Annotated in this window: 9 protein-coding genes and 2 tRNA genes; 6 read left to right on the forward strand and 5 right to left on the reverse strand. The window is 60.7% G+C overall.

What is annotated here, in order from left to right; translation table 11 throughout:
• Window positions 1-5: 5 nt before the first annotated feature.
• Window positions 6-1,955 carry a glycosyltransferase family 39 protein gene (locus R2855_15395; protein ID MEZ4532381.1) on the reverse strand — a complete coding sequence of 650 codons (1,950 nt, stop codon included), beginning with the start codon at window positions 1,953-1,955 and terminating at the stop codon, window positions 6-8.
• Between the two features lie 93 nt (window positions 1,956-2,048).
• On the opposite strand from R2855_15395, the gene R2855_15400 reads away from it, so the two are divergent.
• A tRNA-Ser gene (locus R2855_15400) sits at window positions 2,049-2,137 on the forward strand.
• Window positions 2,138-2,164: 27 nt separating this feature from the next.
• Window positions 2,165-2,254, forward strand: a tRNA-Ser gene (locus tag R2855_15405).
• A gap of 16 nt (window positions 2,255-2,270) precedes the next feature.
• On the opposite strand, the gene R2855_15410 is transcribed toward R2855_15405, so the two are convergent.
• The 4 genes from R2855_15410 to R2855_15425 are packed head-to-tail and all read right to left on the reverse strand — an operon-like array spanning window position 2,271 to window position 8,033.
• The gene (locus tag R2855_15410; protein ID MEZ4532382.1) at window positions 2,271-3,200 is read right to left on the reverse strand and encodes a ribokinase; all 930 of its coding nucleotides are present in this window, start codon (window positions 3,198-3,200) and stop codon (window positions 2,271-2,273) included.
• A gap of 12 nt (window positions 3,201-3,212) precedes the next feature.
• A complete protein-coding gene (locus R2855_15415; GenBank protein ID MEZ4532383.1) occupies window positions 3,213-5,789 on the reverse strand; it encodes a transglutaminase domain-containing protein in 2,577 nt (858 codons plus the stop codon).
• Window positions 5,779-7,059: a DUF58 domain-containing protein gene (locus R2855_15420; protein MEZ4532384.1), complete on the reverse strand. Its 1,281-nt coding sequence runs from the start codon at window positions 7,057-7,059 to the stop codon at window positions 5,779-5,781. The genes R2855_15415 and R2855_15420 overlap by 11 nt, the downstream gene beginning before the upstream one ends.
• Window positions 7,060-7,061: 2 nt before the next feature.
• A complete protein-coding gene (locus R2855_15425) occupies window positions 7,062-8,033 on the reverse strand; it encodes a MoxR family ATPase (GenBank protein MEZ4532385.1) in 972 nt (323 codons plus the stop codon).
• 201 nt (window positions 8,034-8,234) lie between these two features.
• Between R2855_15425 and polA the strand changes: the two genes are divergently transcribed.
• The 4 genes from polA to cysS all read left to right on the forward strand — a co-directional run.
• On the forward strand, window positions 8,235-11,039 hold the full coding sequence (polA, locus tag R2855_15430) for a DNA polymerase I (GenBank protein ID MEZ4532386.1): 2,805 nt from the start codon (window positions 8,235-8,237) through the stop codon (window positions 11,037-11,039).
• Between the two features lie 94 nt (window positions 11,040-11,133).
• The gene (locus R2855_15435) at window positions 11,134-11,445 is read left to right on the forward strand and encodes an FmdB family zinc ribbon protein (GenBank protein ID MEZ4532387.1); all 312 of its coding nucleotides are present in this window, start codon (window positions 11,134-11,136) and stop codon (window positions 11,443-11,445) included.
• Window positions 11,446-11,526: 81 nt separating this feature from the next.
• Complete coding sequence (gene cysE, locus R2855_15440; GenBank protein ID MEZ4532388.1) at window positions 11,527-12,255, forward strand: serine O-acetyltransferase; 729 nt, start codon at window positions 11,527-11,529, stop codon at window positions 12,253-12,255.
• Window positions 12,248-13,240: cysteine--tRNA ligase (gene cysS / locus R2855_15445; GenBank protein ID MEZ4532389.1), on the forward strand; the 993-nt coding region annotated here is incomplete at its 3' end. The genes cysE and cysS, both read left to right, overlap by 8 nt.

Genomic DNA, 13,240 nt, shown 5'->3' on the forward strand with positions numbered 1-13,240 from the left:
GCCCGCTATCCAGCGGGCGCTTCTGTTTCTGGCGCCGGTGTGGGCAACGTCAAGTACATCGGATCGACAGTCATCAGGTAGAACGCCGGGTCGCCATTTGGGTAATAGATGGTGTCGACCAGGATCAAATAGTCCTTCCCTGGAAACTGGCTGGCCCGATACCGTTCCCACTCCTCGACACGCATGGCAATGAGTGATCGCTTTGTGAAGTCGATGTTCTCGACCCCTCCGATTCGAGCCCTGCTCGCCAGTGGCGTGTGGTAAAGATAGAACTGCGGGAAGACATAGGCGCCATTGAAGTCGCCGGACTGTAGCAACTCATCGTACTGATCGGAATGATTGACGAAGTAGTCGTTGATCGGACGTGGCCCATACTGCCAGCCCCAATAGTCGGCTGAGATCAACGGATACTCTGCTTCGGGGCCGCGGTGAAACCAGATCCCCCACCCCAGCGCCAGAAGGAGCACCCCGGTTCCGGCAAGCGCCAGGGCTCGTGGCATCCGAATTCGGCGCAAGAACAGGGCAATCCCTTTGAAGCTGCTGCCGACCAGGAAGGGAATGGCGATCGCGGCCCAAAAGGTCGAGATGGTGTAGGGCAAGTCCTGTGGCGGGCGGCTGATTGCATCCGGAATGGGATAGAGCAGCGCAATCAGGGCGAAGACGAAGAGAAACCGGGTTTCCGGTTGCTTGCGGAGAAACCAGATCGAAACAATGCCAATGAGCAGCAGGGGCAAGAGATAGGGAAAGAGCTCACCTGCCCCGACGATCGAATGGCGGGTGATATACCACTCCTCGCCCTTGCGAAAAAGATAGTCATAGCTAAAGAAGCTCGGATAGGTCCGCAACCGCTCGACCAAGATGTCGGGCGTGATGTTGCCGCCTTGCTTCTCATCCAGACGGTCCCAATAGCGCTTGTCGGTGAGCGCCAGCCAGGCATGCGGAAGCATGGTGACCACTGCGGTGGCGCCGAACGCGACGATCCACCGGTACGCTCGCAGGTTGGTTCGGTTCCAAACCAATTCCGAGATGCAGATGATCGTCACCACCAGTGGAACGGCGATGACGAAGGAGAGGTGTCCATACGATGCGACACCCATCACGAAACCCGCCAGAATAGCCTGACTGACTTGTTCGTTCTGGCGGCCACGAATCCACAGCCAGATCGCCGCCAACATGAGGCAGAACGCTGCCGCGTGTCCAAAGTTGATGCGGGCAAAGTGAATGACAACCGGCTGCGTGCCGGCGATCACAACGGGCACGATGGGATATGGGACCTTTAATCGGCGAAGCGCCAGGAAAGCAAAGAAGAGTCCCAGCGCAACATAGAACGACGATGCGAAGCGGACAGAAAACTCGTTCAACCCGAACAACGTGACGAACGGCCAGGTGGAGTAGACAGGGAGCGCTCCAAGCAGCGGCGTCTCGAAGTGCGTGTAGAAAATGCGCAGGAACTGGAATTTGGCCTCACCATTGAATGCCCCGGCCGCCTGCAATCCGATCATCGCTTCGTCACTGAAGAGATTCGGCGGATTGGTTCGGAGATCCCGGGCGTAGAAGTAGGCGGCCATCGCCGCAATGACCAGTGCCGCCGGAGCCAAGGCCAGCACCGTCGCTCGATCGAGCGAGATGTCGAGCGATGCCCGGATGCGCGCCCAATCGGTCGAGCGGCGCTCGCGCGCGGGTTTCATCGTGCCGGGCACAGCAACGGATGCGGCCGAGGACGCCGCAGCGGCTGGCGTCGGGGTCGGGGTCGGTTTCGGACCGCCGTAGCTCATCCATAACGCCGCGGCAACTGCCGCGAGGGTGAGCACCAGCACACCAAAGCCGGGTCCAGAGAGCAAGGTCGCGACACCCGCGCCGATCAGCACGACAACGGCAATGATGAGTTGGTGAAGAGTCGGCCGAGCATGGATCGTCTCCGGGCGAGCGAACTCGGTTTCGGAATGGTCGGCCAACGTCTATGCCTCCAATGGGCGGTTCATGGAACTGAAATGTCAACAACCGGGGATATTCTGGCTTGTATGGGCGCGGATTGCTAGAATAGCCCCGGAGAGGTGTCCGAGCGGTTTAAGGTGCCAATCTCGAAAATTGGTGTGGTGTTGAGCCACCGCGGGTTCGAATCCCGCCCTCTCCGCCAGGCGAAGTAGTTCTGCCTTTGTATCCGGGAAGGGTCGCATAGTTTGGCCTAGTGCGCGCGACTGGAAATCGCGTAGACGGTAATGCCGTCTCGTGGGTTCGAATCCCACCCCTTCCGCCGTTCGATCTGCCAATCAAACCGCAAGTTCGCGTCGTGCGAAGGCTGTCTCGATCTCCTCGAGTGTCGCCACGGATGGTTGCGCGCCCGGACGGGTAACGGCAATCGACCCGGCGATGACTCCCTTCCTCGCCGCCTCGACTGCTGATGCACCACCAGCGAAAAATGCCGTGAATGCGCCGCAGAATGCGTCACCCGCCCCGGTCGTATCGACGACCTCGACTTCGATCGTTGGTATGTCGAATGATCTGCCAGATTCCCAGACGAGCGCGCCCTCTTCTCCGAGGGTGAGGATGACGGTGCTCGGTCCAAGTTCTGTGAGCGCCTGGGCCACCGTCGCCCAGTCTTCAGTGCCGCTCGTCTGAGCGAGCTCGATGGCTTCCTGTTCGTTCACGATGAGAACAGTTGCGAGCGCAACCAGGTCACGCCCTTCAGACGGTTCTGGAGTTGCGTTGCAGATGATCGGAACGCCGCGCTCGTTCGCCGCTGCGTACAACGCGGCCAGCGTCTCATGCGGCAGTTCCAGCGTGCTCAACACAATGTCGGGATTCCAGCTGTCGAGCGCCGAAAGCGCTTCGGCGGGCCCAACTTCCCAGCCTGCGCCGGGCACATAGGCGATTCGATTCTGCCCGGTCTCATCGACGGTAATCAGGGCCACGCCAGAGGACGCGCGGTCAGTAACCAGAATCGTCGAGGTATTGACCGACTCGGCAGCAAGGTCAGCCAGGCGCTGTCGACCGAAATCATCGACTCCGACGCCACTCAACATGGCAACCTGTCCGCCGGCCCTGGCCGCGGCAACGGCCTGATTCGCCCCCTTGCCACCGCCAAACTGGGCAAACGAGGTGCCGGTGACGGTTTCTCCCGCTTCGGGCACCCGCCGTGCACGTACGACAAGATCGGTATTGATGGAACCCGCTACCAGAATCCGCTTTCCGTCGCCCAAGAATCGCCTCCGTCAACGTCGACGCCACAATCTCCAGTCTTTGGCCCCGTCTCTGGCTTCACGCCAACCGAATTCACTGTCACGCGCGACAGCGCTTGCATCGACATTCGTCGAATATTGCTCGCGTGTGAACGCGTCGGCAACCCGCATGGCTCCACTGGCGGAACGCGGGCGGGCGAATCCGAACTTGGCTGCGTACTCCCTGGGTGTGAGCTCGGGAGAAGACGACACGCCAATGAACTTGCCGAGCCGCTGCAGTCGCCCATAGTTCGCATGCGCGACAGGAAGCCCTGCATACGCGTTCCTCCGGCGCACGAAGAACAACCCGGCGATGGCGAGGAGCGCGAATCCGCCTACTGCCAGTCCAATCTGCCACGGAGCGATGCGCTCGTCGGAATTCGAGGTTCCACCGGTATCAGTCGACGCTGGAGCGGCAAGAGGCGTCGGTGTTGGAGACGGCACTGGAGATTGAGAGGGGCCTTCGGGGGTGGCCGTCAGTTCGGGAGTCAAGGTCGCTTCTGGCGTGGGAGTCTCGCGTTCGCTGGGCGAGAGGTCGATCGATTGCTGGGTTGGAGTCGGCTCGAACGGAATCCATCCGTATCCCGGAAAGTAGACTTCCACCCAGGCATGGGCGTTTCGTCCCCGGTAAACAAAGCCACGCATTTCTTCGTTATACGGCACTGGAGCGAGCCCGGTGACGATTCGCGTGGGAACGCCAAGCGTGCGCAACATCACTGCCATCGACGATGCAAAGTGATCGCAGCGACCGACCTTGCTCTCGAACAGGAAGTAGTCGACGATGTCTCGACCGTCGGGCGCGCCGCCTGCGTCGAGCTGATAGGTGAAGTTCGACCTCAGGTAGTTCTGGATTGCGATGGCCTGCTCATATGGCGTTGTCGCACCGGCCTGGTTCACGATTTGGTTGGCCAGGTCGGCGGTCTGCTCGGTCACGGTCTCGGGCAAACCCAGATATGTTTCGACGATGAACGGGGGGTAGTCCGATCCCGCGCTTGCCAGATCTGCCGGGGCAATCTGCGGCGCCAGCCCGATGACGGAATACGCATGTCCAGTTGGCTCGTCGGAGCCAAACACAGCTTCGACATCCGAATAGACCGGGAGCCGACCCTGGAAATGGACCACCACGCCGCCATCTTCCCCCCAACTCAGTTCAGAGTTCACCGGGTAACTCTGCATGAGTCGATTCTGAATGCGCAGGAAATCGGCCTGATCCTGCTCGGAGACAAATTGTGGGGTGTCTGTTTCGTCTGGGGTGCTGAACTCGGCCGACTGCAGCAAGACGACCAACTCCCGCAAGTCGACCGGTGTACTCGCGATGTCGATCGCATCGACCGAGACCGTCTCATCGATCGGTTCCCACCCCACGCGGACAAGCGATGGTACCGATGCCGCGTAGTGCTGATCGATCGTAAAGAGCAACCGATCGGTGGGTTGCAGGACCATCAGGGTCGCCTCTTCCTGCGATCGAGACTGCAGTTGCTCGCGTGGCAGGTTCATTGGCTGGTCGGACTGAAAGGCAATCCGCGGCGCAGGAGTCTCGGCGTCCTCGGATGCGCTCGTGGTCGATTTCCAACCCGACCCATCGTATTCATTCAACCGCCGAGCGGCGAGGTACTCCTCATCGTCCGCATCCATCACGACAATCGGGACATCGCCGGACGGCACGCCATCACCGACCTTGAACTGATCGGAAAACGCGCCATAGTTACCGGCCACCGGCTGCGGCCCCGAGGGATTCGAGCTGGACTGGTCGAACCGATCGGTGATCCAGCTCGCAAGCCGGTCCCCGCCCTGGACAGCGCGTTCCTGCAGGCGATCGTCGAGATCGAACGAGTAGTAGAGACCCACTCCGACCGCCAGTGCGGCAATGGCGCTACCCAGGAGAATCGATCGCCGTCCAAACGATGACGGCTGATCGATCGATCGTGACCGCCAGTACGCGGAACGTGACAATGTCGTATGCGCGGCAGCGATCGCCAACGCAAGACCGAGATAGAGCAGCGCCGGCCACGCCGGACGCTCTCGCTCCAGTGCCAAGGTGACCAGAAGAATCGAACCCGGCAGCGCTATCGACCAGAAGATCCATCCTCGCCGGAAGAGCATCCATGCGGCGGTGTAGCCAACGAGCCAGATCGTTAGCCCGATCGCGAACACGGCGATATCAGTTTCGAATTTGCTGTTCGACTCCAGCGACGAAATAAACCCGCGCAGCAGGCTTTCGTAGCGATCGAGCACGAGTCGCCATTCGCCGTTGCGCACCTGCTGCCAGTTGGCGGCAGGATCGATGGCGATCGAGGACGCAAGGATTCCAAGGAGAAAGCTGAAGCCATGCGCGGCCAGGTCGGGGATCGATGTGCGGGCAAGCGCGTATCCGATCAGGTATCCAGCGGTGGCGAGCGTCGCCAGCGCCCCGGGATCGGTATTGATGGAATATTCGCCGACGACTGCCCCGAGCAACCCAACCGAAAACGCACCCAGCACGAGCAACGACCAGCCATCAGGAAGCACCCCTGATCCCGCACGTGAACCCTGCGGTCGGTCGCGCTGGAGCGATACGGATCTAGTTGACATGCTGAAGGACCCGTGACGACGGCGCTGCACTCGCCCACGAGAATGCCGCCTCGATGCCGTTCCGATAGTCGACAATATGAACCGGGAACGGTGCAACAGCAAGCCGATTACGCACACGCGCGCTATCCCGTGCCGCATCGAATGACGCAGGATCGACATAGATCACGGTAGGGCGCACCCCGCGCAACACCGCGTGCTCCAGCGATTCGATCCAGTCGAGCTCTGTGCTCGCCGTAATCACGACCGGCGAGCGGTAGCGGTCGAACCGGCGCATTTCATTGTTGAGGAGGGTGTCGATCGATTCCGCCCCGTCCGACTTTGCGAGCGCCAGCGCTCCCAGGACGCGGAGGAACTGCCGTTCCGATGATTCTGGTGGGCGAAAATCGTGCGACGACGCGTTGGCGAGAAACCCAAGCGCTCGATTCGCGTCGATCGCCTTCCTGGAAACCGATGCCGCAAGCGCGGCAACGAAGTCTTCACTGGAATCGAGCCATGCCTCGGCAAAGGTCAATCCCGGTTGGCGCGACAACTCATGATCGCGGGTGGGAACGACAGCTTGCGAAACGCCGAAGTCAGCCACGACCCATATCTCGGCAGTGGGATCGAGATCGAACTCCTTGACCATCAACTTCCCGGTGCGCGCGGTGGATGACCAGGCGATTCGATTGAACGGATCGCCCGCGGAATAGTCACGGATCGACGAGACCGCCGCGGTGGTGAGCGGAGACCGATGATCGATGTGCGGGCCTCCTGAGGATTGCGCGCCGGGCAACTCGAACGCGGTGAGCTCGAAGACTGGCGGATAGACCGTAACGTCTTCATCGAATGAGACGCTCCGCTCGTGGGAGAAGATGGCGAACGGATCACTGGACCTGAGTACTACCGGCCCCATGCGAAACACTCCCCGGCGAACCGCGATCGATTGAGTTTTCCACGAAGCGGTTCCCCGGCTCCGAAGCCCGAACACTCGACTCGCATCATGGGTTGGGAGCTCGCATCGGTCGCGAAGCTCGATCCACAGCTTGGGAAGCAGCGAGCGGCTGCGCACTGAGAGCTCGTCGGCGAAGACTCCGCCGACCTGAAGCGCTCGGGTGTCGAGCACTCGCCGAGCGCTGAGACCGGCAATGTTCATTCGGCTCCAGAGATACGCGAGAACGAATACAACCGCCACCGCGGCGCCGAGCTGCCGAAGGATGGGCCAGCCGAACCCCTCGCCTGCCGCGAGGAACGCGACGGCAATGAGCGCGGTGATGAAGGAACGGTAGGTCATAGCTATGCCGGAACGGGCGTCATCCGGGGATTCGCGCCTGGGACTGGGGTCGACCGGACGACTTCACGAACGATCTCTGTGCCGCTCGATCCACGCATTCGCGCAGCGTGACTCACGATGATGCGATGCGAAAGCGTTGCTTCGGCAAGCGACTTCACATCGTCAGGGGTGACGTATTCCCGTCCCTGTGCGGCCGCCTGCGCGCGCGAGACGTTGTACAGCGCCAGCGAGCCACGCGGACTCGCTCCGAGCAGCACTTCGGGATGGCGACGAGTCGACTCGACGATGGAGACGATGTAGTCGCTGACGAGCGGACTAACATGGACTTCGCGTACGACGTCCTGCGCATGGAGCAGCTCATCGATGCCGACGACCTGCTGCAAGTCGGCAAGCGGATGCGTGCGATGCTGGCGTGCGAGCATTTCGAGTTCGTTTTGCTTTCCGGGATAGCCCATGGCCAGACGAAGCAAAAAGCGATCGAGCTGAGCTTCGGGAAGGGGAAAGGTCCCTTCGTAGTCGATCGGGTTCTCGGTGGCCAACACGACGAATGGCTCCGCCAATTGATGCGTGACACCGTCGACTGTAACCTGGCCCTCCTCCATGGCTTCGAGCAACGCTGACTGGGTCTTGGGCGTGGCGCGGTTGATCTCGTCGGCAAGCACCATTTGGGAGAAGATGGGACCGGGTCGGAACTCGAACGCACCTCGTTGCGGATTGAAGACACTCACCCCTGTCACATCGCTCGGGAGCAGGTCCGGAGTGAACTGGATTCGCTTGAAACTGGCGCCAATGCTGCGAGAAACTGCCTTGGCGAGCATCGTCTTGCCCACCCCCGGCACATCCTCGATCAACACATGCCCGCGACAGATCAAGGCGATCAACATCAGCTCGACTTCACGGTGCTTGCCAACGATCACCCGCTCCACGTTGCGCGAGGCACGCGTAACCAATTCCTGAACGGACGAAACCTGCATCGTTGCTCTGTCACCTTGTGCGATTCGGGCCACATCCGGTCATACGAACGGCAGGCGTTCCGAGTTTCATTGCTGGAGTTATGCGCGAACTCGGCGCCGCGCGCCTGGGCGAAGTATAGCCCTCACTCTGCCCCGCACCTGCACGAGGTCCGGACCGCGCGGGCCATATACTTGGGGGCCGAGCAGCGTGGAGGCGAACGAATGATCGAACAACTGAGCCTGGAATCTCCTGAACCCACCGCGGCAGTGCCCGAACCGAGCGCTTCCGGAACCGACCGGCCAACGGTGATGCTCATCGACGGGTTCGGTTTGATCTTTCGCGCGTTCTACGCCATCCAGGCGTCGATGAACACCTCGTCAGGCGAGCCGACAAACGCGGTCTACGGTGTTGCCTCGATGCTGTTCAACCTCCTCAACAATCAACAGCCCGATTTTGCAGTGATGGCGCTCGAGAGCGGGAGGACCTTTCGGCACGACACATTCGAGGAATACAAGGGCACACGCGCTGAGATGCCAAACGAGCTCCGTGTGCAGATCGGACGCATTCGGCAGCTAATCGAGGCGCTCGACATTCCCATCGTCGAGCGCGAGCTCTACGAGGCCGATGATGTGATCGGCTCGCTCTCCCGACAGTTCGCCCAGCAAGGGTATGACGTGATCGTGCTCACCGGGGACACGGACCTGCTGCAACTGGCCGGCGATCACGTTCGGGTCTATCTTCCAGGCGTGAAACGATTCGACGACTTCCGTCAGTACGACACTGCTGCGGTTGTCGAGCGCTATGGCTTTGGTCCGGAGTTCGTACCCGATTACAAGGCGCTGGTGGGCGACACATCGGACAACATTCCCGGCGTGCCAGGAATCGGTGAGAAGACCGCCAAGGCGCTGATTTCAGCCTATGGGCCGGTGGAGTCGATCTTCGACCATGTCGAAGAGGTGACGCCTACCCGCGCGCAGAACGCCTTGCGAGGGAATCGTGAGCATGCGCTGCGAAGCAAGCATCTGGCCACCATCGTGCGCGATCTCGACATCGACCTGGACCTGGAGACGGCGCGCATCGACGACTTCGATCGCGAGGCGGTCGTCGGTTTGATGCGCGAACTGGAGATTCGCTCGCTGCTCTCCCGAATTCCGGAGACCAAGCGCGTTCCGGTGCGGATCATCGAGGAACGCCCCCCTTCCATCCGCCAGACGATCAGGACAATCGAAGCGCTCGAAACGTTCGTAGCGCGCCTCGAACAGGCAGACGCCTACGCAATCGACGTCGAAACGACTTCGACCGACCCAATGCAAGCCCGCCTGGTCGGAATTTCGATCGCTGTTTCGCCGCAAGAAAGCGCGTACATTCCCGTTGGGCACAGCGAAGGCGATCAGCTTTCGTTTGGCGATGTGGCCGCCCGGCTGCGACCGGCTGTCACGAATCCCGCAATCACCGGATTGGCGCACCATAGCAAGTACGACCTGACTGTGTTGCATCGCACCGGGCTCGATGTGACGAACGTGACGTTCGATACGATGATCGCGGCGTATCTGCTCAACGAGAAGTCGGTCGGGCTCAAGGATCTCGCGTTCAGCCGGCTTGGCATCGAGATGACCGAGATTTCGCAACTGATCGGCACCGGTCGATCGCAACTGACGATGGACGTGGTTCCCGTTGGAGACGTCAGCGACTACGCCTGCGCGGATGTCGAAGTCACCTTCGCATTACGCGAACTCTTCGAGCCGGAGCTGGCTGCGCGCGGGTTGCAGTCGCTGATGCGCGACATCGAGATGCCACTCGTTCCGGTGCTGACCAGGATGGAACAGGCCGGGGTCGCCATCGATCTAGAGTACCTGGCCGCGTTCAGCACAGAGATCGTCGAGCGCACTGGCGAGATCGAGGCGAAGATCTACGAGCTGGCAGGCCAGACGTTCAACATCAACTCGACGAAGCAACTCGCCACGATCCTTTTCGATGATCTCAAGCTTCCTTCTGGCAAGCGCACAAAGACAGGATATTCGGTCGATCAACAAGTTCTGGAAAACCTGCGCAACGAGCATCCACTCGTCGACCTGATCCTCGAGTACCGCTCACTCGGGAAGCTGCTTTCCACGTATGTGGATGCGTTGCCAGACTCGATTCTTGCGGAAACTGGCCGCGTGCATACCTCGTACAACCAGACTGTCGCGGCGACCGGGCGGCTTTCGTCGCAGAACCCGAACCTGCAGAACATCCCGATTCGCACTGAGCTCGGCCGTCGTGTGCGACAGGCATTTGTCGCGGACAGGCGGCCGGAGTTCCGGATCGTGCCAGATTCGGTATTGGTCTCGATCGACTATTCGCAGATCGAGTTGCGGTTGATGGCGCACATGAGCCAGGAACCGTTCCTGCTCGATGCTTTCCGCGCAGGTGAGGACGTCCACCGGGCGACGGCTTCGTTGGTCTATGGTGTTCCGATCGAAGAAGTCACGTCGGATCAGCGACGCGTCGCCAAGACGGTGAATTTCGGGCTGCTGTATGGAATGCAAGCATGGGGTCTCTCGCGGGACACCGGCATGAGCCGCACCGAGTCGCAGGCCTTCATCGACCAATACTGGGCGCGCCTGCCCAAAGTCCGCGAGTACCTCGACGCAACACTCGCATTTGGCGCGGCGAACGGATACGTGCAAACCCTGATGGGCCGACGCAGGCCGACTCCAGATCTCACCTCGTCCAACCCTGCGCACCGCGCGGCGGCGGAACGAATGTCGATCAACATGCCGGTACAAGGCACCGCGGCGGACATCATGAAGATCGCCATGATCGCCGCTGACCGAAAGCTCTCCGAGCTCGAACTTCCCGCGGCGATGATTCTTCAGGTGCATGACGAACTCGTGTTGGAAGTGAGTGAGCACGCCGTCGCCGAGACGGTCGCCGCCGTTCGTGAGGCTATGGAAGGCGCATATCCACTCGATGTGCCCCTGCTGACCGAAGTTTCGGTCGGTCCAAACTGGAATCAAATGGAAGATTACGTCTTGCCCAACTGACGCTCGCCGCTTGGGAATCGGACGGTGTGGGCCGTAGAATTACGGTCAAGAGGTTACGCGCTCATATCGAGCACATCGGAGTTCCAGACAACGCATGCCAACCTATCATTACCGCTGCTCGGATTGCGGTCACTCATTTGATTTCTTTCAGAAGTTCGCGGACGACCCACTGACGGTGTGTCCTGAATGTGAAGGACCGATTCGTCGCGTTCCGCAACCGGTAGGAATCGTGTTCAAGGGTTCGGGCTGGTACGTCAACGACAGCCGCAATGCCAAGAATCCGACGTCCACCAGCAAGTCCGACTCGTCGGACAAGTCGAGCGACAGCAACGGTTCAGCGCCGAAAGAATCGTCCAAGGAGGCCGCCAAGGAAGTCAAGGCGTCCGCGGCGGCTGCGGAGTCCTGATGCCGATTTCGAGGTTCCATTTTCCTTGCTCCTGTACGTTGGGCGCTTTGACCGGGCGCCCGTAGTTCCCTGGGCAGCGAGCTGCTCGATACAGCCCTACGAACAGATGTCACATCGGTACAGGAGCTTCCAATGTCAATTCGGGATGAGATCAGGGCGATTCAAAGTCGCGATCCGGCGGCGCGTTCTGCTGTCGAGGTCGTGCTCGCCTATCCGGGCTTTCATGCCATCCAGTTTCACCGGCTCGCGCATCGACTCTATGCGAAGGGCATGTACCTGCCTGCTCGACTTGTCAGCCATCTCGGACGTTGGCTGACCGGGATCGAGATCCACCCTGGCGCGACGATCGGTGAGCGAGTGTTCATCGATCACGGCATGGGCGTCGTCATCGGTGAAACTGCCATCGTAGGAGACGATTGCACGCTCTATCAGGGCGTGACGCTGGGCGGTACCGGCAAGGCGCGCGGCAAACGGCACCCGACACTGGAATCAAAAGTCATCGTCGGCGTCGGCGCGAAGATCCTGGGTGATGTCGTAATAGGCGAAAGCGCCCGCATCGGAGGTGGCGCGGTCGTCCTGCGCGATGTTCCGGCACACACGACCGCCGTGGGCATTCCTGCGCGAGCGGTGGGATGGACCGATCCCCACTCGGGCGAGACCCGCAGAGTGGAATCGCTACCCGATCCGCAACGGGATGCTCTGGTGGCGATCACACAGCGCATCGAGGAACTGGAAGAAGAGACGCGGAAACTGCGACTCGCGTTGCAACAGGCAGAGGAGAGAAACTCGATTGGATGCGGGAATGGCTGACGGACTTCGTCTCTATAGCACGCTCTCGCGCAAGGTCGAGCCGCTGGAAACGATCGAGCCCGGTGTGGTGCGGATGTACGTCTGCGGTGTCACACCGTACGACAACGCGCACATCGGCCACGCGATGTCGGCCATTGTGTTCGACGTCATTCGGCGCTATCTCGAGCACGTAGGGTACGAGGTCCGTCATGTGGTGAACTTCACCGACATCGACGACAAGATCATCGTGCGCGCGCAACGCGAGGGTGTGTCCGCCAGCGAACTCACCGAGAAACTGATCGCGGACTTTCACCGCGAGCGCGAAGCGCTGGGCGTCCTGCCTGCCACGGTCTATCCGCAAGCCACACTCGAGATTCCCGCGATCGTGACGATGATCGAGGGATTGATCGAAAAGGGACACGCCTACGTCGCAAACGGTGACGTCTACTTTCGGGTGCGCACCTTCGATGACTACGGTAAACTCTCTGGCCGCAATGTCGATGACATGGTATCTGGCGCGCGAATCGAGATCGACGAACGCAAAGAGGACCCGCTCGATTTCGCGCTTTGGAAGGCAGCCAAGCCGGGAGAACCGACCTGGCCGAGTCCCTGGAGCGACGGACGACCCGGTTGGCATATCGAATGCTCCGCGATGTGCTCCCATCACTTGAACGGGCAGGTCGACATCCATGGCGGCGGGACCGACCTGATTTTCCCTCATCATGAGAACGAGATAGCCCAGTCGGAAGCCTTCCTCGGCGTGGCGCCGTTCGCGCGCTATTGGCTGCACAACGGTATGTTGCAGCTCGGCGGGGACAAGATGTCCAAGTCGATCGGCAACGTGATTCGCATCAAGGACCTCATCGAAGGTGGAACGACCCAGGCGTTTCGACTGATGGTGCTGCAGTCGCACTACCGAGCGCCACTTACCTTCTCGGAGGAGTCGCTCGATGCAGCCGCCAAAGGACTCGATCGGCTGATCACGGCCGCGCGTCCCGCAACGCAT

This window comes from Thermomicrobiales bacterium (genome assembly GCA_041390825.1).
Classification (GTDB): Bacteria; Chloroflexota; Chloroflexia; order Thermomicrobiales; family UBA6265; genus JAMLHN01.